Source organism: Catellatospora sp. KI3 (genome assembly GCF_029948125.1).
Lineage (GTDB): Bacteria > Actinomycetota > Actinomycetes > Mycobacteriales > Micromonosporaceae > Catellatospora.
The window spans coordinates 139,624-159,871 of record NZ_JASAMB010000006.1; the positions used below are offsets into that span (position 1 = coordinate 139,624).

Consider the following 20,248-nt stretch of genomic DNA (forward strand, 5'->3'; position numbering starts at 1 on the left):
CACCTGAGATGAAGCACGCGATCCGCGACGAAGCGCGGACGGAGCCGGTGGACGGGCGGACCGAGCCGATGGACGACCTGATGGTCGGCCTGGCCCGGGCCAGGCGCGGGCCGCTGCTCACCCGCGGCACCGGGGCACTGCTCGGGCTGGTGCTGATGTGCGGCGGCTTCCTGGCCGGCGTACAGGTGCAGCAGCACTTCGGCACCTCGGCCGGGTCGGCCGCATCGGCCGGCGGAGCCGGAGCCAACCGGGCGGGGGCCCGGGGCGGGTTCACCGGGCAGGGCCTGCCCGGCGGGTTCCCGGGCGCGGGGCAGAACGGCGGCCAGACCGGCACCGGGAACGGGCAGGCGGCGGGCAGCTCGGTCACCGGGAAGATCAAGCTGATCGACGGGAGCACGGTGTACGTGGAGACCGCCGACGGCCAGATCGTCACCATCAAGACCAGCGGCACCACCACGGTGCAGAACGCCACCAAGGTCGACCTGACCAAGCTGAAGGCCGGCACCCAGGTCACCATCCAGGGCACCACCCAGAACGACACCCTCACGGCGACCTCGATCACCGCCACGAAGTGACGTTAGGAAGGGCCCCTTTTACATCGGATTCCGATAATAAGGGGCCCTTCCTTATCCCGGGTCAGAGGCGGGCGAGGGCCTTGCGGAGGGGGTCCAGGCCGAGGGCGCCCAGATCGAGCGCGTCGGAGTGGAACTGCCGCAGGTCGAACGCCGCACCCTTGCGCGCCCTCGCGTCATCCCGCGCCTGCAGCCAGATCCGCTCGCCGACCTTGTACGACGGCGCCTGCCCCGGCCAGCCCAGGTACCGGTTCAGCTCGAACCGCAGCTGCTCGTCCCCGATGCGGCAGTGCGCGCGCAGGAACTCCCAGCCCAGCTCGGGCGTCCAGCGCTCGCCCGGGTGGAACCCGAACGGGTTGTCGCGCGGGATCTCCAGCTCCAGGTGCATGCCGATGTCGACGATGACGCGCGCGGCGCGGAACGCCTGCCCGTCGAGCATGCCGAGCTTGTCGGCCGGGTCGGCCAGGTAGCCCAGGTCGTCCATGAGCCGCTCGGAGTACAGCGCCCAGCCCTCGCCGTGGCCGGAGCACCAGCACAGCAGCCGCTGCCAGCGGTTGAGCTTCTCCGCGTTGTAGACGGCCTGGCCCACCTGCAGGTGGTGGCCGGGCGCGCCCTCGTGGTAGACCGTGGTCACCTCACGCCAGGTGGAGAACTCGTCCACGCCCGCGGGCACCGCCCACCACATCCGGCCGGGGCGCGTGAAGTCCTCGCTCGGGCCGGTGTAGTAGATGCCGCCGTCGCTGGTCGGGGCGATGCGGCACTCGATGCGCTGGATCGCCTCCGGGATGTCGAAGTGGGTGCCGTTGAGGTCGGAGACGGCCTTCTCCGCCAGCTGCTGCATCCACTCGCGGAACTTCTCCTTGCCCTGGATCAGGTACCTGGGGTCCTGGTCCAGCTTCGCCACGGCCTCGTCGATCGAGGCACCCGGCCCGACGATGCGCGCCGACACCCCGCGCATCTCGTTCTCCAGCCGGTGCAGCTCCTCGAAGCCCCACGCGTACGTCTCGTCCAGGTCGACCTTCGCGCCGAGGAAGAACTGCGAGGCCAGCTCGTAGCGCTCGCGCCCGGCCGCCTCCTTCTCCCGGCCGTAGGGCGCCAGCTCCTCGCGCAGGAACCGGCCGAAGGCGGCGGTGGCCTCGTTGGCGGCGGCCGCGCTGCGGTCGAGTTCGGTACGCAGCGCGCCCGTGGCCTCGATCCGGCCCGCGAGCCCCAGGTAGAAGTCGTCCCCGGTGGCGCTGGTCCACACGTCGCACTGCCCGGCGACCTCGATGAGCTGCTTGCGCGCGCTGACCCGCCCGGCCTTCGCGTCGGCCAGCAGGGTCTGCCGGTACTGCGCCAGGGCGTGCGGGAAGCCCGCGAGCCGCTTGGCGATGTCCGACGCCGCCTCCTCGCCCTCGGTCGGCATCAGGTCCAGCACGCCGCGCATGCTGTGCAGGGCGCTGGCGATGACATTGATGTCGCTGGTCACCTCGCCGGCGTCGTAGCGCGCGAGGGCCAGGCCCAGCCGCTCGACCATCGCCTCCTTGGCCACGAACTCGCGCTGGTCCTGCGGTTCGAGCGCGTTCAGCTCCGTCAGGGTGCGCCGGTCGAGGTCGGCCTGTGCCGCGAACCCGTCGAGGGAGAGGTCATCCAGCTTGTCGTCATATCCGCTGATACCGACGTAGGTGGCGCCCGTGGGGCTCAGCGGCGCCCACTCGTCCACATACCGCTCGGCCAGGTCATCAACACGTCCCATGGGAGGAACCTAGCCGACGGGGCCGCGCTGTCGCAGGCGAGTTAGGCGTGGCGGGAATTCGCGGTACGGCGTCCGTAACCCGCTGGCGACGGTGCGCCGATCTCTGGCAGTGTGTCAGGGGTGAACACCGCCATCGCTCCTGACACTTCGACGTCGGCCACTGCTGCCTCTGCCTGGGTGCCGGCGTTCGCGGCCAACGCCGTGATCTGGGGCTCCAGCTTCATCTTCATCAAGATGGGCGTCGCCGAACTGCACCCGACCTGGGTGGCGGCCGGCCGCATCACCATCGGCGCGCTGACCCTGCTCGCGATCATGCTGGTCACCGGGGCGCGGCTGCCGCGCGACCGCGGGCTGTGGGCGCACATGCTGGTCCCGGGCGTGGTGGGCGTCGCGCTGCCGTTCACCCTGTTCGGGTACGGCGAGGAGCGGGTCGACAGCCTCGTGGCGGGTATCTGGAACGCCACCACCGCACTGTGGGTGCTCCCCTTCGCGGTGCTGGTGTTCCGCACCGAGAAGTTCACCACCCGGGCCGCGGTCGGGCTCGGACTCGGCTTCGCCGGTGTGCTGACGGTGCTCGGCTTCTGGCACTCCGACGGCTCGTCCTCGCTGGTGGGGCAGCTCATGTGCGGCGCGGCGGCGATGTGCTACGGCGTGTCCATCCCGTACCTGAAGCGCTTCGTCACCGGGCGGGGCACCGCCTCGGGCGTGTCGCTGGCCGCCGCACAGACCATCGTCGCCTCGGTCGCCTCGGTGCTCGCCGCCCTGCTGATCTCGGGCGCCCCGACAGCGCCGGCCGACCTGTCCTGGCAGGCCATCGGCGCGGTGGCGGCGCTGGGCGTGTTCGGCAGCGGCATCGCGTTCGCGCTGAACATGCGGGTCATCTCCACCAAGGGCGCCTCCACCGCCGCGTACGTGACGTACCTGGTGCCGGTGGTCGCCACGCTGCTCGGCATCGTCGTACTGGACGAGTCCCTGCACTGGAACCAGCCCGTCGGCGCCCTCATCGTCCTGCTCGGCGTCGCCATCGCCCAGGGCGCCTTCTCCGCTCTCCGCGCCCGCCGACCCGCCCCCGGCGTATCCCGTTCGTGATCGTTCGTGACCCGCGGCAGCAGGCCACGTGCCTGAGCTGACCCCACACAGCGGGCCAGGGCCTCGATGATCGCGGTTTGGGGTCGCTTTCTCAGTTCCAGGTCGAGTTGATGACCTGGGACAACGATCACGGGTCGAATCGGTGCCAAGATCGCCACTAGTGGTCATTTCGCTGCGCGCGTCAGGGACCGAAGCTGCGGTTTTGCCCGCTGACAGCGGTCAACTGCAACAGCAGTCGCTGAAGATCGCGACCTGCGTGCACCCGCCGGGCAAGGGTCAGCGGGAGCGGGTCCAGGCGAGTAGGGCGTCGGCAGGGAGCGTGTTGACGACGCGGTCGGGCGTGATGCCGGCGGCGGTGGCGCGGGCGCAGCCGTTGGGTAGCCAGTCGAGCTGGGCCGTCGCGTGGGCGTCGGTGTTGACGGCGAAGCGGAGGCCGTCGACCTGGGCGGCCTTGCGCAGCAGGTTCGACGGCGGGTCGAGGCGGTCCGGGCGGCAGTTGATCTCGATGGCCTTGCCGTGTACGGCGGCGGCGGCGAACACCGCGTCGGCGTCGAAGCTGCTCGGGGCGCGGCGGCGCGGTGTCGCCCGGCCGCCGGAGTGCCGGGCGTCGGTGACCACGGGCAGCTTGCGTCCGGTGCAGTGGCCCAGGATGTCGAGGTTCGGGTCGGCCAGGGCGCGCAGCATGCGGCGGGTCATCCTGGCACGGTCCAGCTTCAGCTCGCTGTGCACCGAGCCGACCACGACGTCGAGCCGCGCCAGGAGTTCGGCCTCCTGGTCCAGTGAGCCGTCGGGCAGGATGTCCACCTCGATCCCGGTGAGCACCCGGAAGCCGGTGCCCGCCAGGGCGGCGTTCACCGCGGCCACGGCGTCGAGCTGGCGGGCCAGCCGCTGCGGGGTCAGCCCGTTGGCGATGGTCAGCCGGGGCGAGTGGTCGGTCAGCACCACGTAGTCGTGGCCGAGCGCGGCCGCGGCCGCCACCATCGCCTCGATCGGATCGGCGCCGTCGGACCAGTCGGTGTGCACGTGGCAGTCGCCCTTCAGCGCCGCCCGCAGCTCCTCCACCGGTGCAGGTTAGCCCAGGCCGCGGGGCTGGCGCTGGTCGCGGCCCACATTGGAGGATTGTCGGTGTCTCCGGCGGCGCGGTAGTGTCCGCAGGCCGCGCGGTGGTCGGCGCGGCATGGGGAGGAAGACATGCCGGTTGAACCCATGCCGACGGGAGAGTATCGAGTGATCCAGCAGCGTACGGCCGCCCCGACGGAGGCGTCGGCGGTCGCCGCCACGGTCGACTACAGCGCACCGGAGCAGTCCGAGACGCTGACCGTGGGCGACTTCCGGCTGCTCGCCATGGTGGTCGGCGCCGCCGGTGCGGGTGCCATCGCGGCTACCAGCGATGACCACACGATGGTGTTCCTGCTGCTGGCGGCGCTGCTCGGCGCCGCGGCCGGGGAGGCGTTCGGCTTCGGGCTGTCCCGGTGGGCGGAGGTGGTCCGGCTGCACCGGGTGGTGCGCTGGCGGGTGTGGCTGTCGGTGCTGACCGTGCTGGTGATCGCCTGCACGCTGGTGGCGCTGACGCCGGTGCTGGTGCCGGGCACCCCCGGCACGAACAACCTCACCGAGCGCGGCATCGGCCTGTCGGCGGTGGCGATCGGCGGCGGCCTCAGCTCGGCGGCGACCCTGGCGGCGGTGAAGCAGGTGGCGTCGTTCCGGTTGGCGGGCACCCCGGGGCAGCAGCTCGACGCGCTGCTGCGGCTGCGCACGATGTGCACCCGCATGCTCAGCCAGCTCGGCATCCTGGTGCTGCTGGTGATGGGCGTGAACGCGGCCGCGACCGGCTTCGGGGCCAAGCTCGACACCGGCGTGGTGCTCTTCTCCGGCGTCGTGGCCTCGTTCGTGGTGGGCACCATGTACACCCCGACGGCGGCGATGCTGCGCCGCCGCGGCGCGCTGTTCATGGCCGAGCACTTCTCGCTGGCCGACGTGCCCGCCGCCGAGCTGGTCGACGCCGCCGAGAACAAGGCGAAGCTGGAGAAGATGCTCGGGCTGGACCAGACGACCATCGGTGAGCTCAAGGCGGCGCTGGTGGTGCTGTCGCCGATCGTGGTCGGCCTGATCGCCACGACCCTGCAGCAGTACATCAAATAGCGAACGGTCGCCGGGCCCACCGGGCTCGGCGACCGTTTCACGTACCGCTACCAGCTGATGCCCAGCCCCTGCGGGGACACCAGGTTGAACAGGGCGAACCGCCGCTGGGTGCTGCCGTTCACCGCCGTGTACGCGCCACCGGCGACGACCTGCCCCAGCTGCTCGCTGGCCCGCAGCGCGATGACCCCGACCGAGCCGTTGCCGTTGGCGGTCCAGTCGAGCAGGTTCCCGCTCCCCGCGCTGACCGCGGCCAGCTTGACCCGCCGGATGGACCCGTCGATGCAGACGCCCTTGGGCCCGGTCGCGGCGCTGCGGCACACGTTGTCGTAGTGGCCGCCGAGGTAGACCACGTCGTCGAGCACCGCGATCGCCTGTACGTCGCCGTCGGTGGTCACGGTCCAGCGGACGTTACCGGCGGTGTCCATGGCGCTGGCGCGGCCGCCGGTGCCGTCGATCCCGGCGTAGACGCTGCTGCCGCTGACCGTGATGTCGTGCACCATCGCGCTGATGTGCGACCAGAAGCCGAGGTCGACCGCGCCGGTAGCCGGGTCGAGCGCGGCCATCTTCGCGGTGCCGCGCAGGCCGTTGACCGAGCTGAACTTGCCGCCGAGGTAGACCCGGCCGGGTGTGTACAGCACGGCGCGCACGACGTCGTTGAGCTTCGGGTTCCAGTTCAGGTCGAGCGCCCCGGTGTTCAGGTCGAAGGCCGCCACTCCGCGCCGGGTGTGCCCGTCCACCACGGCGAAGGAGCCGCCGAGGTAGAGCCGTCCGCCGCCGACGGAGACGTCGTACGGCCGGCCGCTGGAGATGCTGTGTTTGAAGGTGGACTGCAGCACGCCGGAGTGGTTGACCTTGGCGAGGCTGTCCCGGCTGGACCCGTTGACGGACTGGAAGTCCCCGGCCAGGTACACGCCGTCGCTGTCGGTGGCGATGGCCCGGACCATGCCGTCGACCTTGGGGTTCCACGGCAGCAGGGCGCCCGTGCGGGCGTTGACCGCCGCGACCCGCGACCGGCTGACGGTGCTGCCGCCGACCGTCGCGGCGGTGAAGTCGCCGCCGACGTAGATGGTGTCGCCCCAGTAGGTGGTGGCGTGAACCTCCCCGTTGAAGGTCACCGACGGGCTGGGCTTGGGGTTGACCGGGGCGGCGAGTGTGGCCGCGCCGGTGAGCGGGGCGAGCAGTGCGCCGAGCACTGCCGTCACCGCGATACTACGCAAAGTAGGGCGTTTGAGCACGTCATGCCCAACGAGGCAGGCACCGGGCCGACGCTGGCTGCGCGGTGTGGCAGGCTGCCCACGTGAACATCGCCGTCATCGGACTCGGTCTCATCGGCGGGTCGCTGCTGCGGGCCCTGGCCGCCGCCGGGCACCACGTGCTCGGTTTCGACGCCGACCCGGCCGTGCGGGCCACCGCGCGTACCGCGGCGGCCCGGGTGCCCGCCGACCAGCGGTGGCAGGTCACCGCGACGATCCGCGACGCGGCGGCCGACGCCGACCTGGTGGTGCTCGCCGTGCCGCTGCCCGCGCTGGACGACGTGCTGGACGCGCTGGTCGCCAGCGGCTTCCACGGCCTGATCACGGACGTGACCTCGGTGAAGGGCCCGGTACGGGAGGCGGTGGCGCGGCGGCTGCGCATGGCCGCGAACCCGCTCGCCGGGTTCGTCGGCGGCCACCCGATGGCGGGCCGGGAGACGTCCGGCTTCGCCGCGGCCGACCCGGCCCTGTTCACCGGCTGCGCCTGGGTGCTGTGCCTGGACGAGGCGTCGGCGGTGGACGACTGGCTGACCCTGGCCGGGCTGCTCACCGAGCTCGGCGCCCGGGTGGTGCCCTCGACCAGCGCCGAGCACGACCGCGCCGTGGCCGTGATCAGCCACGTGCCGCACCTGCTGGCGCTGGCGCTGGCCGCCGCCGCGGCGACCGATCCGCTGGCGCTGACGCTGGGCGCGGGCTCGTTCCGGGACGGCAGCCGGGTGGCGGGGGCGCCGCCGGAGCTGACCGCGGCGATGTGCAGCGGCAACACCGAGGCGGTGCAGCACGCGCTGGCCGACGTGCAGCGGCGGCTGGACGAGGCGGCCAAGGCGATGGAGGCCCGCGACCCGTTCCGGGCGGTACGTGACTGGGCGCTGGAGGGCCACTCGGCCCGTACGGCGTGGCCGCCCGCGCCCGGTCGGCCCGAGCAGCTGCCGGTGCGGGCGGAGACCCTGCTGCGGCTGGGGCAGGCCGGGGGCTGGATCACCGCGGTGGCGGCCGATCGCCGTACCGTGACGGCGTTTCTGCCGGTTGAAGGGGCGTGACCCAGCCTCGGACGCGCCCTGTCCTGCGTGAGCCCCATCCCGTGCGGCCGTGGGCCGTGGTCGTCGGCGCGCTGGCCACCGGGGTGTGGCTGCTGGCGTTCGGCCTGTTCGGGATCACCATCAGCGGATACGTGGGCTGGACGGTGGCGGCCGGGATGGCCGCCTGGCTGGTCTCGTACGCCCTGCTCAGGTTCGGTGATCGGGGCGTGGCGGTCGGCGTGGCCGCCGCGGTCGGCGTCGGCTGGACGGCGGCGGCGCTGTCCGTGGTCTTCGAGTGGATCCGCCGCGGCGCCTGGCCACTCTGAGTGAGCTTTCGTTAAGACCTCGCTACGGCGCCGACGGCGGCACGGGCCTGAGATGCACAGGTCACGGTGTGTCGTGGAGCAACCGCGTTGGCGGACTTGACGGAGGTCACACTCGCGCGGCACGCTCGCCTGTATGTGGACGCTGCAGCAGCTCGACCCCGACCGTAGCCGCCGTCGGCTACAGCTGCTCGCCGCGCTGTCCGGAGGCGGAGCGGCGCGCGAGCGGGTGCTGCCGTCGACCGGGCGCCGGATTCCGTCCGGCGCGGCCCGCGGCCGGATGCCGAAAGCCTCGGCCGACCGGGTCCGCGAGCTGATCGCGATGCGTCGGCGACTGGCGGGCTGACTGGTCGTTGTCAGAACAGGGCCGTCGACGGCCCTCGGCCGGCTCCGCCGCCAGCTGACGACAGCCTCGCCGAGGTCGGGTGACTCGGCTGATGCACATATCGACACCATTTGGGGGGACCGTGTCGTATTTCGCCGCCGCGGTGGTCCGCGGCCGGTCCGGATGGGCCGCCAGTGAACTCGATCTGCACGACGCCGCCGATGTGGACGAGGTCGCGGACCTGCTCCGCGAGGCCGAGCCCAACGCGGCCGTGCACCTGATGTTCGTCGAGTCCGACGACGCATACCTGGTGATCATGCGGTTGGACGAGGGCGAGGACCTGCGCATCTTCGGCTCCGACTCCGCGTTCGCCGACGAGTCCCGCCTCGGGAAGCTGCTGCTCGGCGAGGTCGAGACGCCGGTGGTGGAGATCGAGGAGAGCGGCTCGGGCGACGCCGACGATGACGACCGCCCTGCCGCCGACCCCGTCGCCGACCCGGTCGGCGACGCCGACCTGCTTGCCGACCTGGGCGTCTCCGCGCACAAGCTGCTGGCCCTGTGCGCGACCGACGGGCTGATGCCCGCCGACGTGACCGCCGAGGTCTGCCAGGCGATCGGCTGCGGGGACGAGGTCGAGGAGCTGCGCGAGTCTTGATCGCCCGGGCCGGGCACGAGGCGTGGATGCGGCGTGCCCTGGAGGTCGCCGCAGGCTGCGCCGATACCGCCGACGTGCCGGTCGGCGCGGTGGTCTACGCGCCGGACGGCACCGAGCTGGCGATCGGCCGCAACGAACGCGAGGCGGCCCACGATCCGACCGCGCACGCCGAGATCCTGGCGCTGCGCGCGGCCGCCGCGCGCCGGGGCGAGTGGCGCCTGGACGGCTGCACCCTGGTCGTGACGCTGGAGCCGTGCACCATGTGCGCGGGGGCGATCGTGCTCGCCCGCATCGCCACGGTGGTGTTCGGCGCCTGGGAGCCGAAGACCGGCGCCGCCGGATCGCTCTGGGACGTGCTGCGCGACCGGCGCCTCAACCACCGCCCCGAGGTCTACTCCGGCGTACTGGCCGACGAGTCCGCCACCCTCCTCCGCTCCTTCTTCACCCCGGACCGCGGCCTTGCTTCGCCGCCGGTCCAGCGCCGTCTTCAATAGACGTTGGCCTATGACGTTGAAGATGATCTTCGAAAATCCGACGCAATGGGCCAGCGTCTATGCGAGGCGCGGGCGCGCCGGCGCCGTCCTCAGGTGCGCGGGGTGATGGTGCCCGCGAGGTAGGGCTTGGCGGACTTCGCGTCGCGGAGGGTGAAGGCGCGGCCGGTGTAGGTGAAGCCGACCGTGGCCGGGAGCAGGATCGGGAGCTTGAAGGAGACTTCCGCGGCGTACGCCTGCGGCAGGCGCCCCGCCAGCGCGGCCAGGCAGCGCGCCTTGCTCCACATCCCGTGCGCGATCGGCCGGGGGAACCCGAACACCTTCGCCCCCAGCCACGACGTGTGGATCGGGTTGTGGTCCCCGGACACGGCCGCGTACGCCCCGCCGATCGACGCCGGCACCCGCCATACCGCGTGCGGCGCCGCCACCGATCCGTCCTCGCGCGGCGGCCTCGCCTCCCGGGCCGCCCCGTCCGACGGCCCGCGCCGCAGGTACGTCGACACGTCCCGCCAGACCTCCACGCCGTCCACGGACGCCGTCGTGATCACGTCGTACTGCCTGCCGCGGGGGTGTTCACGCAGGTCGGCGGCGTGCACCGTGAGGTCGAGCCGGTCGTCGGCGGTCAGCGGCCGGGTCTGCTCGATCCGGTTGGCCACGTGCACCCCGCCGACCACCGGGAACGGGAAGTCGCGCCGGGTCATCAGGTCGAGCTGCAGCGGGAAGCCGAGCACGTGCGGGTATGTCAGCGGCAGCTCGTCGCCCAGCCGGAACCCGCACACCCGCTGGTAGCGGGCCAGGTGGTCGCGGTCGACCGAGACCGAGGCGCCGACGGTGTCCTCGGGCAGCGTGCTCGGGCGCGGGAACGGTGCCAGCGACAGCGCGGCGCGCAGCATGCTCGGCATGTCAGGCCCCCAGCAGCGACTGGCCGCAGACGCGGACCACGTTGCCGGTGACGTTCGCGGAGCCGGGCGCGGCGAACCAGGCGACCGTCTCGGCGACGTCGACCGGCAGGCCGCCCTGGGAAAGGCTGTTCATGCGCCGTCCGGCCTCGCGGATCACCATCGGCATCTTCGCGGTCATCGCGGTCTCGATGAAGCCCGGTGCGACGGCGTTGACGGTGATGCCCTGCTCGGCGAGGGCCGGGGCCAGCGCCCGTACCCACCCGATGACCCCGGCCTTGCTGGCGGCGTAGTTGGTCTGGCCCCGGTTGCCGGCCACGCCCGCGATCGAGGCGACGCCGACGATCCGCCCGCCCGCCGGGATGAGCCCCTCGGCCAGCAGCACGTCGGTGACGTGCGTGGGCGCGATCAGGTTGACCCGCAGCACGCTGTCCCAGCGGGTGCGGTCCATGTTCGCCAGCGTCTTGTCCCGGGTGATGCCCGCGTTGTGCACCACGACGTCGATCCGGCCGTGCCGCTCGCGCAGGTGGTCGGCGAGCTTGCGCGCCGCGTCGGCCCCGGTCAGGTCCAGCTGGTACGCCTCACCGCGCACCTCGTTGGCGACCTTGGCCAGGTCCTCGCCCGCCGCGGGCACGTCCAGGCAGACCACGTGCGCGCCGTCGCGGGCCAGCACCCGGGCCATCGCGGCGCCGATGCCCCGCGCGGCACCCGTGACCAGGGCGATCTTCCCGGTGAGGTCACCGCCGACCGGGGCCGGGGTGGCGTCCACGGTCACCGTCTGCCCGCTCACGTACGCCGACTTGGCCGACAGCAGGAACTCCAGCGTCGCGCGCAGCGCGGCGGTGTCGGCGGCCGGGTGCACCCGGACCAGCTGGGCGGTGGTGCCGCGGCCGAACTCCTTGCCGACGCTGCGCACGAACCCGTCGAGGGCCTGCTGCGCGGCGGCGCGCGCCGGGTCGGTGAGCAGCTGCGGCGGCAGCCCGAGCACGATGACCCGCCCGGCGGGGGTGAGGCTGCGCGCGACCGGGTGGAAGAAGTCGTACAGCGCCTGCAGGCCGGCCGGGGAGGTGATGCCGGTCGCGTCGAAGACGAGGCCGTGGTACTTCTCCGCCTCGGCGGCGCCGAGCAGCTTGCCCAGGCCCTCGGCGCGCGGGCCGTCGGACGGGCCGACCAGCACCGGTCCGGGGATGAGCGCGTCCCCGGCCTTGAACCGCGGCAGCTTCGGCGGATTCGGCAGGCCGAGCCGCTTGACTATCGCCCGACCCGCGCCTGACCTTGCGAAGCTTGTGTAACGATCGCTCATGCGGTAGACCTTACTCGCGAGTAAGGTTAGACACCAGGAGGCTGTTGTGACTGATCAGGTGCGCCGGGTAGCCGTCATCGGCGGTAACCGCATCCCGTTCGCCCGCTCCAACAGCCGCTACGCCAAGGCCTCCAACCAGGACATGCTCACCGCGGCGCTGGACGGGCTGATCGCCCGGTTCGGGCTGGCCGGGCAGCGGGTCGGCGAGGTCGCCGCGGGCGCGGTGCTCAAGCACTCACGCGACTTCAACCTGACCCGCGAATCGGTGCTGGGCACGGGCCTCGACCCGGCTACGCCCGCCGTCGACCTGCAGCAGGCCTGCGGGACGGGGCTGCAGGCGATCACGTACATCGCCAACAAGATCGCGCTGGGGCAGCTGGAGTCGGGGATCGGCGGCGGCGTCGACACCACCTCCGACGCGCCGCTGGCGCTCAACGAGCAGTTCCGGCGGGTGCTGCTGCGGCTCAACAACGCGCGTACCACCGGCGAGCGGTTGAAGGCGGCGATGATGCTGCGGCCGCTGCAGCCGTTCCAGCCGGAGATCCCGCGCAACTCCGAGCCGCGTACCGGGCTGTCGATGGGCGAGCACGCCGCGCTCACCGCCGAGCGGTGGCAGATCAGCCGGGCCGACCAGGACGAGCTGGCGCTGGACTCACACCGCAAGCTGGCCGCCGCGTACGAGGCGGGCTTCTTCGACGACCTGCTCACGCCGTACCTCGGCCTCACCCGCGACCAGAACCTGCGGCCGGACAGTTCCCTGGAGAAGCTCGGCACCCTCAAGCCCGTGTACGGCCTGCGCGGCGCCAACCCGACCATGACCGCCGGCAACTCCACCCCGCTCACCGACGGCGCGGCGGTCGTGCTGCTCGGCACCGAGGAGTGGGCCCGCGAGCGCAACCTGCCGGTGCTGGCGCACTTCGTCACCGCGCAGACCGCCGCCGTCGACTTCGTGCACGGCGATCCCGAGCCGGAGGGCCTGCTCATGGCCCCGGTCTACGCCGTGCCCCAGCTGCTGGGCCGCCTCGGCCTGAAACTGCAGGACTTCGACCTGTACGAGATCCACGAGGCGTTCGCCTCGCAGGTCCTGGCCACCCTCGCCGCCTGGGAGGCCAACGGCCTCGGCGCCGTCGACCGCGCCAAGCTCAACGTCAACGGCTCGTCGCTGGCGGCCGGCCACCCGTTCGCCGCCACCGGCGGCCGCATCGTCGCCACGGCCGCGAAGCTGCTCGCCCAGCGCGGCGGCGGCCGCGCCCTCATCTCCATCTGCGCCGCCGGCGGCCAGGGCGTAGCAGCCGTCCTCGAACGCTGACCCCCGCCCCCGGGCCGGGCCGTGGGCCAAGATCGCGCAAGTTGCCGGGCAATCGGGGGTATGACGGTGCGAGATAAGCCTGATCGCCCGGCAACTTCGATGATCTAGCGTGCGTGCGAGAATGAGGTACGTGACGAAGCCCCAGGTGCCGAACGTTCTTGCCACCCGATACGCCTCTGCTGAACTGGTCTCGCTGTGGTCGCCCGAGGAGAAGGTGCGCGCCGAGCGGCGCCTGTGGCTGGCGGTGCTGCGGGCCCAGCGCGACCTCGGCATCGCGCTGCCCGACGGCGTGATCGAGTCGTACGAGCGGGTGCTGGACACCGTCGACCTGGACTCGATCGCCGCCCGCGAGCGGGTCACCCGCCATGACGTGAAGGCCCGCATCGAGGAGTTCAGCGAGCTGGCCGGGCACGAGCACATCCACAAGGGAATGACCTCGCGCGACCTCACCGAGAACGTCGAGCAGCTGCAGATCCGCGACTCGCTGCTGCTGGTCCGCGACCGGATGGTGTCGGCGCTGACCCGCCTGGCCGCCCGCGCGACCGAGTACGACGCGTTGATCATGACCGGCCGCTCGCACAATGTCGCGGCGCAGGCCACCACGCTGGGCAAGCGGTTCGCCTCGGCGGCGCAGGAGCTGCTCATCGCGTACGAGCGCATCGAGGAGCTGATCGCCCGCTACCCCCTGCGCGGCATCAAGGGCCCGGTCGGCACCGCCGCCGACCAGCTCGACCTGTTCGACGGCGACGCCGCCAAGGTCGCCGAGCTGGAGCGCCGCGTCGCCGGGCACCTGGGCTTCCAGCGGGTGCTGGACAGCGTGGGCCAGGTCTACCCGCGCTCGCTCGACTTCGACGTGCTCAGCGCGCTGGCGCAGGCGGCGGCGGCGCCGTCGAGCCTGGCTACGACGATCCGGCTGATGGTGGGCCAGGAGCTGGCCACCGAGGGCTTCAAGGCGGGCCAGGTCGGCTCGTCGGCGATGCCGCACAAGATGAACACGCGCTCCAGCGAGCGGATCAACGGCCTGGCCGTGATCGTGCGGGGGTATGTGGGTATGGCCGGTGAACTGGCCGGCGACCAGTGGAACGAGGGCGACGTCTCCTGCTCGGTGGTGCGCCGGGTGGCCCTGCCGGACGCGTTCTTCGCCCTGGACGGCCTGTTCCAGACGTTCCTGACCGTGCTCGACGAGTTCGGCGCGTACCCGGCCGTGATCAACCGGGAGCTGGACCGCTACCTGCCGTTCCTGGCCACCACGAAGGTGCTGGTCGGCGCGGTCAAGAAGGGCGTCGGCCGGGAGACCGCGCACGAGGCGATCAAGGAGCACGCGGTGGGCGTGGCGCTGGCCATGCGCGAACGGGGCCAGGCCGACAACGACCTGTTCGAGCGGCTCGCCGCCGACGTGCGGCTGGGCCTGAGCCGGGCCGAGATCGACGCGCTGACCGCCGACCGGGCCGCCTTCGTGGGCGCGGCGTCGGCGCAGGTGGCAGCCGTGGTGGCGCAGGTGGAGAAGATCGCGGCACAGCACCCGGCGGCCGCGGCGTACGTGCCGGGCGCGATCCTCTGACGAACCCGCGGTCCGCGCCCGCCGTCGCGGCAGGCGCGGACCGGTGCCGTCAGGGCCGCAGGGGACGGCCCTGGCCGTCGACCGGGTTGCCCGCGAGCATGATGATGCCGTCGATGACGAACCACAGCCAGATGGCGCCATAGATCAGGAACGGGATGAACAGCACGAAGATGTTCAGGAAGATCCCGCACCAGAACGAGATCCAGCCGACGACCGACGCGCAGATCTGCAGGATGCCGATGGTGTTGTGCCCGGCGTAGAGGCGGCCGATCCCGCCCAGGCCCATGAAGAAGCCGGGCAGCAGCTGGAGCAGGCCCGCGGCGACCTTGCTCTTGTCGGAGACCCCCGGTCCGCCCGGGTAGCCCGAGGTCGCGTAGCCCCCCACCGAGGCCGGGGCGATGGCGTACGGCTGGTAGGGGTCGGGCTGGTACGCCTCGAGCTGGTGCGGGGTCGGCTGGTACGGGTCTGCTTGAGCCGGTTCCTGGTGGTACGGGGTCGGCTGGTACGGGTCCGGCTGAGGTGGCGGATACGTCATGTGCTGACCGTATCGAGCTCGCTCCAGCCGCGCCTCCACCCGTATGGCTGAGAAGATCGGCCTGTGGAGTTCCTTACCGCACTTTTAGTGGCATTCGTGGCCATCTTCCCGGTCGAGCTGCCGGACAAGACCTTCGTGGCGACGCTGGTGCTGAGCACCCGCTACCCGCCGCTGCCCACCTGGCTGGGGGTGGTGGCGGCGTTCGGGGTGCAGTGTGTGATCGCGGTGCTGGCCGGGGCCCTGCTGACGAAGCTGCCGACGCGGCCGGTGCAGTTCGTCGCGGCCGCGCTGTTCCTGGTCGGGGCGGTGGTCCTGGCCCGCGGCGCGCGCAACGCCGACGCCGAGGAGAAGGCGCAGGAGGAGGAGTTCGGCGCGAAGGTCGTCGAGCCCAAGCGGGGCTGGCGGGCGGCGGTGGCGAGCTTCCTGGTGCTGTTCACGGCCGAGTGGGGCGATCTGTCCCAGTTCCTCATCGCGGGCCTGGTCGCCCGGGGCAACCCGGCGCTGCCCACGTTCCTGGGCGGCTGGGCGGGGCTGGCGGCCGTCTCGGGCCTGGCGGTGCTGCTCGGCCGCTGGTTGCTGAAACGGGTGCGGCTGGCCGTCATCCGTTACATCGGCGCCTCGGTCTGCGCCGTTCTCGCCGTCGTGACCTTGGTCTCAGCGCTGTGACGTGAGTGAAAACGTGAGGTCATTGCGGGTGCCCGGAATTCGTCGTGGATCCGACGACCGGTAATCTGTGGGTGCCCGTGGCGGACAGGCAGACTACCGCGTCGGAGTCAGGTGCAGCCTGCGACACCGTGCGAATTGCGGCGTCGGAATAGGGCCATTGCCTGCGACGCCGTGTGTGTCACCGAAATAGTCAGGAGTTTCCCCGTGGCTCGCGTCGTGGTGGACGTCATGCTAAAGCCCGAGATCCTCGACCCGCAGGGGCAGGCTGTCGCGAACGCGCTGCCCCGACTTGGCGTCAACGACGTCGCCTCGGTGCGGATCGGTCGACGTGTCGAGATCGACTTCGCCGGTGAGGTGGACCTGGAGCGTGCCCGCGAGATCGCGGACAAGCTGCTGGCCAACCCGGTGATCGAGGACTACGAGATCAGGGTCGTCGAAGCGGTATGAAGATCGGTGTGGTGACCTTCCCCGGTTCGCTGGACGACGGGGACGCGGCGCGCGCCGCACGCATCGCCGGTGCCGAGGTGGTTCGGCTCTGGCACGCCGACCCGGACCTGCACGGCGTCGACGCCGTGGTGCTCCCGGGCGGCTTCTCCTACGGTGACTACCTGCGCTGCGGCGCCATCGCCCGGTTCGCCCCGGTGATGGAGACGATCTCCGCGGCCGCCCGCGACGGCATGCCGGTCATGGGCATCTGCAACGGCTTCCAGATCCTGTGTGAGGCCCACCTGCTGCCCGGCGCGCTGACCCGCAACCAGCACCTGCACTTCCGCAACCGGGACCAGTGGCTGCGCATCGAGAACAGCGACACCGCGTGGACCAACCACTTCACCCCGGGCCAGGAGATCCTGATCCCGGTGAAGAACGGTGAGGGCTGCTACGTCGCCGACCAGCGCACGCTGGACGAGCTGGAGGCCAACGGCCAGATCGTCGCGCGCTACATCCAGGGCAACCCGAACGGCTCGACCCGCGACATCGCGGCCGTCCGCAACACGGCCGGCAACGTGCTGGGCATCATGCCCCATCCGGAGCACGCCGTCGAAGCGCTGACCGGCCCGTCGCTGGACGGCCTCGGATTCTTCTCCTCGGTGCTCAAGCACCTGGCCGGCGTGGGGGTGCCCGCATGACCGAGATGCTCGACCAGACCGTGGCCGCCGTCGACACGGTGCGCCTGGCCGAGGTCACGCCCGACGAGCTGCAGCCGTACCTGGAGCTGGGGCTCAAGGACGACGAGTACCAGCGCATCCGGCAGATCCTGGGCCGCCGCCCGACCCAGTCCGAGCTCGCCATGTACTCGATCATGTGGAGCGAGCACTGCTCGTACAAGTCGAGCAAGGTGCACCTGCGGCAGTTCGGCGAGAAGGCCCCGCCGTCGGACCGGCTGCTGGCCGGCATGGGTGAGAACGCGGGCGTGATCGCGATCAACGACCGCATCGCGGTCACCTTCAAGGTGGAGTCGCACAACCACCCCTCCTTCGTCGAGCCGTACCAGGGTGCGGCCACCGGCGTCGGCGGCATCGTGCGCGACATCCTCGCCATGGGCGCCCGCCCGATCCTGGTGATGGACTCGCTGCGCTTCGGCGCGGCCGACCACCCGGACACCCAGCGGGTGCTGCCGGGCGTCGTCGGCGGCGTCGGCGGCTACGGCAACTGCCTGGGCCTGCCCAACATCGGCGGCGAGGTCGTCTTCGACGAGTGCTACCAGGGCAACCCGCTGGTCAACGCGCTGAGCCTGGGGGTGCTGCCGGTCGACGGCCTGCAGCGCAAGGAGGCCGACGGCCCCGGCAACATCGTGGTGCTGATGGGCGCCAAGACCGGCCGCGACGGCATCGGCGGCGTGTCGGTGCTGGCCAGCGCGACCTTCGACGAGGCGTCGCAGGCGCGGCGGCCCGCCGTCCAGGTCGGCGACCCGTTCACCGAGAAGCTGCTGATCGAGTCGTGCCTGGAGCTGTACCAGGCCAACCTGATCGTCGGCGTGCAGGACCTCGGCGGCGCGGGCCTGACCTGCGCCCTGACCGAGACCGCCGCCGCGGCGGGCACCGGCATGGACGTGCAGCTGGAGAAGGTGCACCTGCGTGAGGCTTCGATGGAGCCGCACGAGATCCTGGCCAGCGAGTCGCAGGAGCGGATGCTGTTCATCGTCGAGCCGGCCAAGCTCGACGCGGTGCTCGGCATCGCCCAGCTGTGGGGCGTCATCGCGACCCCGATCGGCGTCGTCACCGACAGCGGCCGCGTGCGCATCACCTGGCACGGCGAGACCGTGGTGGACGTGCCGCCGGGCAGCCTGGCCGACGACGGCCCGGTGTACGCCCGCCCGCTGCGCGAGCCCGCCGACCTGATCCTGCTGCAGGCCGACCGGGCCGAGACCCTGCCGCGCCCGCACCACGACCACGAGCTGCGCGAGACGGTGCTGCGCATGGCCGCCTCGCCGAACCTGTGCGACCGGTCCTGGATCACCGAGCAGTACGACCGCTACGTGCTCGGCAACACCGTGCTGGCCCAGCCGGAGGACTCCGGCGTGGTCCGCCTCGACGAGGAGACCGGCCTGGGCGTCGCGCTGGCGCTCGACTGCAACTCCCGCTTCGCCCGCCTCGACCCGTACGAGGGCGCGAAGCTGGCGCTGGCCGAGGCGTACCGCAACGTGGCCGTCACCGGCGCGGACCCGGTCGCCGTCACCGACTGCCTCAACTTCGGCTCGCCGGAGGACCCGGCCGTCATGTGGCAGTTCGCCGAGGCCGTGCGCGGCATCGCCGACGGCTGCCAGGAGCTGGGCATCCCGGTCACGGGCGGCAACGTCAGCTTCTACAACCAGACCGGCGCGGTGGCGATCCACCCGACCCCGGTGGTGGGCGTGCTCGGCGTGTTCGACAACGTCGCGCAGCGCATCCCGATGGGCTTCAGCCACACCGGCGACGTGCTGTTCCTGATCGGCGAGACCCGCCTGGAGCTGTCCGGTTCCGAGTGGGCCTGGGTCACGCACCAGCACCTGGGCGGTCGCCCGCCGAAGGTGGACCTGGCGCGGGAGCAGGCGATCGGTGCGTTCATGGCGCAGGCGGCGCAGTCCGGCCTGGTCCGGTCCGCGCACGACCTGTCCGACGGCGGTCTGGCCCAGGCGCTGGTCGAGTCGACCCTGCGCAAGGGCTTCGGCGCCAGCGTGCACCTGCCCGAGCAGCTGGAGGCGTTCACGGCGCTGTTCAGCGAGTCGGCGGGCCGGGTGCTGGTGGCCGTGCCGGCCGGGCACCGCCAGGCGTTCGAGGCGCTGATCGCCGAGCACGAGCTGCCGGTGACCGAGCTGGGCCTGGTCGAGGGCGAGGGCGCCGACCTGACCGTGGTCGCCGCCGACGCGCACACGGGGCAGTTCTCGATTCCGCTGGCCGAGCTGCGCGCAGCGTTCTCCGGCACGCTGCCGAAGCTCTTCGGCGGCGCGACCGAGCAGCCCGCGCCGTACGCGGCGCCCGCCGCCGTGGCGATCGAGACCGTCGAGATCATGTCGGCCGAGTTGGGCACCGCGGACGCGGTGGCCGAGGAGCCGCCCGCCGCGGTGGCCGAGGAGGACACCGAGGGGCGCTGATCCCGCGAGTGGTTCGAGGACCCGGGCCACACCGCATGGGGTGTACGTACACCCGATGAGGTGTGGCCCGTGTTCCGTTTCAGGCGGGGCGGCCGGTCGGGTCGGGGTTGAAGAACCCCAGCGCGTGGGCCTCGGCGTCGGTCAGCCAGCCGTGCTGGACCATGCGCTGCACGATCTCGCCCTTGCGCTGGGCCGCCTCCTGCTCGCCGATCGCCGCCCCGCCCAGCGGCGACAGGCGCCCGGCCAGCAGCACCGCCTCCGCCGTGGTCAGCGTCGCCGGCTCATGGTCGGTGAGGTCGTGCACCGCCGACGCCACGCCGACCACGCCGGGTGCGAACTCGGCCGAGTTCAGATAGCAGCCCAGGATCTCGTTGCGGCTGTACCGCGCCTCCAGCTTGTCGGCCATGATGCGCCCGCGCCAGCTGCCGTCGGAGTCCACCGAGCGGTCGCGGATCATCGCCGCGAGGCAGCCGAGCGTGATCGGCGAGGCGTGCAGCGGCGAGCGCTGCTCGTAGAAGTCCCCGTCGACCGCGGCGACGAACGCCAGCCGTGCCTGGGGCGACATCAGCGCTATGTTCACCTGCGGATTCGCCGGCCGGAAGTCCTCCAGGTGCGGGACGGGCACGGAGTCGTAGTAGAAGCTGGCCGCGACGGCACCCGCACCGGTCAGCGCCAGCACCCCCAGCAGGCCGCCCGCGATCGCCCGGCGCTTGACGTAGCGCCGGGGCAGAGGTGGTTGCTCCAGCTCGATATCGGTCACTACGCCACGGTACGGGCAGCCGTCACGTCCCGATCTCAGC

General features: G+C 72.0%; 20 protein-coding genes and 1 pseudogene. 14 read left to right on the forward strand and 7 right to left on the reverse strand.

Annotated elements, in window-relative coordinates; genetic code table 11:
• Positions 1–8 precede the first annotated feature (8 nt).
• Positions 9–575 (forward strand): hypothetical protein, encoded by a 567-nt coding sequence (locus QEZ54_RS12470; RefSeq protein WP_281304718.1) that lies wholly within the window; start codon positions 9–11, stop codon positions 573–575.
• A 61-nt stretch (positions 576–636) separates the two neighbouring features.
• Here the strand turns inward: QEZ54_RS12470 and QEZ54_RS12475 are convergent, their stop codons facing one another.
• Positions 637–2,307, reverse strand: coding sequence for a DUF885 domain-containing protein (locus tag QEZ54_RS12475; RefSeq protein WP_281304719.1), 1,671 nt, complete (start codon positions 2,305–2,307; stop codon positions 637–639).
• A 177-nt stretch (positions 2,308–2,484) separates the two neighbouring features.
• Here QEZ54_RS12475 and QEZ54_RS12480 point away from each other — a divergent pair, with 177 nt between their 5' ends.
• Positions 2,485–3,396, forward strand: coding sequence for a DMT family transporter (locus QEZ54_RS12480; protein WP_281304720.1), 912 nt, complete (start codon positions 2,485–2,487; stop codon positions 3,394–3,396).
• 276 nt (positions 3,397–3,672) lie between these two features.
• Here QEZ54_RS12480 and QEZ54_RS12485 read toward each other — a convergent pair.
• Positions 3,673–4,449: pseudogene (locus tag QEZ54_RS12485) on the reverse strand (PHP domain-containing protein); the annotation flags it as partial.
• A 138-nt stretch (positions 4,450–4,587) separates the two neighbouring features.
• Here QEZ54_RS12485 and QEZ54_RS12490 point away from each other — a divergent pair.
• Positions 4,588–5,538, forward strand: a complete 951-nt coding sequence (locus QEZ54_RS12490; protein ID WP_281304721.1) for a hypothetical protein — start codon at positions 4,588–4,590, stop codon at positions 5,536–5,538.
• A gap of 47 nt (positions 5,539–5,585) precedes the next feature.
• Here QEZ54_RS12490 and QEZ54_RS12495 read toward each other — a convergent pair whose 3' ends face one another.
• Positions 5,586–6,740, reverse strand: a complete 1,155-nt coding sequence (locus QEZ54_RS12495; RefSeq protein WP_281304722.1) for a hypothetical protein — start codon at positions 6,738–6,740, stop codon at positions 5,586–5,588.
• A gap of 95 nt (positions 6,741–6,835) precedes the next feature.
• On the opposite strand from QEZ54_RS12495, the gene QEZ54_RS12500 reads away from it, so the two are divergent.
• The 5 genes from QEZ54_RS12500 to tadA all read left to right on the forward strand — a co-directional run bounded on the left by QEZ54_RS12500 (position 6,836) and on the right by tadA (position 9,607).
• Positions 6,836–7,831: a prephenate dehydrogenase/arogenate dehydrogenase family protein gene (locus QEZ54_RS12500; protein WP_281304723.1), complete on the forward strand. Its 996-nt coding sequence runs from the start codon at positions 6,836–6,838 to the stop codon at positions 7,829–7,831.
• A gap of 41 nt (positions 7,832–7,872) precedes the next feature.
• On the forward strand, positions 7,873–8,136 hold the full coding sequence (locus QEZ54_RS12505) for a hypothetical protein (RefSeq protein ID WP_281304724.1): 264 nt from the start codon (positions 7,873–7,875) through the stop codon (positions 8,134–8,136).
• Positions 8,137–8,269: 133 nt separating this feature from the next.
• The gene (locus QEZ54_RS12510) at positions 8,270–8,479 is read left to right on the forward strand and encodes a hypothetical protein (protein ID WP_281304725.1); all 210 of its coding nucleotides are present in this window, start codon (positions 8,270–8,272) and stop codon (positions 8,477–8,479) included.
• Positions 8,480–8,600: 121 nt separating this feature from the next.
• A complete protein-coding gene (locus tag QEZ54_RS12515; protein WP_281304726.1) occupies positions 8,601–9,113 on the forward strand; it encodes a tRNA adenosine deaminase-associated protein in 513 nt (170 codons plus the stop codon).
• Positions 9,110–9,607, forward strand: a complete 498-nt coding sequence (gene tadA / locus QEZ54_RS12520) for a tRNA adenosine(34) deaminase TadA (protein WP_281304727.1) — start codon at positions 9,110–9,112, stop codon at positions 9,605–9,607. The genes QEZ54_RS12515 and tadA overlap by 4 nt, the downstream gene beginning before the upstream one ends.
• Before the next feature lie 89 nt (positions 9,608–9,696).
• On the opposite strand, the gene QEZ54_RS12525 is transcribed toward tadA, so the two are convergent.
• Complete coding sequence (locus QEZ54_RS12525; RefSeq protein ID WP_281304728.1) at positions 9,697–10,506, reverse strand: MaoC/PaaZ C-terminal domain-containing protein; 810 nt, start codon at positions 10,504–10,506, stop codon at positions 9,697–9,699.
• A gap of 1 nt (position 10,507) precedes the next feature.
• Positions 10,508–11,806, reverse strand: a complete 1,299-nt coding sequence (locus QEZ54_RS12530) for a 3-oxoacyl-ACP reductase (RefSeq protein ID WP_281304729.1) — start codon at positions 11,804–11,806, stop codon at positions 10,508–10,510.
• Between the two features lie 46 nt (positions 11,807–11,852).
• On the opposite strand from QEZ54_RS12530, the gene QEZ54_RS12535 reads away from it, so the two are divergent.
• Positions 11,853–13,115, forward strand: coding sequence for an acetyl-CoA C-acetyltransferase (locus QEZ54_RS12535; protein WP_281304730.1), 1,263 nt, complete (start codon positions 11,853–11,855; stop codon positions 13,113–13,115).
• 121 nt (positions 13,116–13,236) lie between these two features.
• Positions 13,237–14,676, forward strand: coding sequence for an adenylosuccinate lyase (gene purB / locus QEZ54_RS12540; protein WP_281304731.1), 1,440 nt, complete (start codon positions 13,237–13,239; stop codon positions 14,674–14,676).
• 49 nt (positions 14,677–14,725) lie between these two features.
• Here the strand turns inward: purB and QEZ54_RS12545 are convergent, their stop codons facing one another.
• The gene (locus tag QEZ54_RS12545) at positions 14,726–15,211 is read right to left on the reverse strand and encodes a TM2 domain-containing protein (protein WP_281304732.1); all 486 of its coding nucleotides are present in this window, start codon (positions 15,209–15,211) and stop codon (positions 14,726–14,728) included.
• A gap of 96 nt (positions 15,212–15,307) precedes the next feature.
• Between QEZ54_RS12545 and QEZ54_RS12550 the strand changes: the two genes are divergently transcribed.
• The 4 genes from QEZ54_RS12550 to purL all read left to right on the forward strand — a co-directional run bounded on the left by QEZ54_RS12550 (position 15,308) and on the right by purL (position 19,448).
• Entirely contained in the window at positions 15,308–15,877 is a 570-nt protein-coding gene (locus QEZ54_RS12550) for a TMEM165/GDT1 family protein (RefSeq protein WP_281304733.1), read from the forward strand.
• A gap of 204 nt (positions 15,878–16,081) precedes the next feature.
• Entirely contained in the window at positions 16,082–16,324 is a 243-nt protein-coding gene (gene purS, locus QEZ54_RS12555) for a phosphoribosylformylglycinamidine synthase subunit PurS (protein ID WP_212834353.1), read from the forward strand.
• Positions 16,321–17,004: a phosphoribosylformylglycinamidine synthase subunit PurQ gene (gene purQ, locus QEZ54_RS12560; protein WP_281304734.1), complete on the forward strand. Its 684-nt coding sequence runs from the start codon at positions 16,321–16,323 to the stop codon at positions 17,002–17,004. The genes purS and purQ overlap by 4 nt, the downstream gene beginning before the upstream one ends.
• Entirely contained in the window at positions 17,001–19,448 is a 2,448-nt protein-coding gene (gene purL / locus QEZ54_RS12565; protein WP_281304735.1) for a phosphoribosylformylglycinamidine synthase subunit PurL, read from the forward strand. Before purQ ends, purL begins: the two co-directional genes overlap by 4 nt.
• 79 nt (positions 19,449–19,527) lie before the next feature.
• On the opposite strand, the gene QEZ54_RS12570 is transcribed toward purL, so the two are convergent.
• Positions 19,528–20,208 carry a transglycosylase domain-containing protein gene (locus tag QEZ54_RS12570; RefSeq protein WP_281304736.1) on the reverse strand — a complete coding sequence of 227 codons (681 nt, stop codon included), beginning with the start codon at positions 20,206–20,208 and terminating at the stop codon, positions 19,528–19,530.
• Positions 20,209–20,248 lie beyond the last annotated feature (40 nt).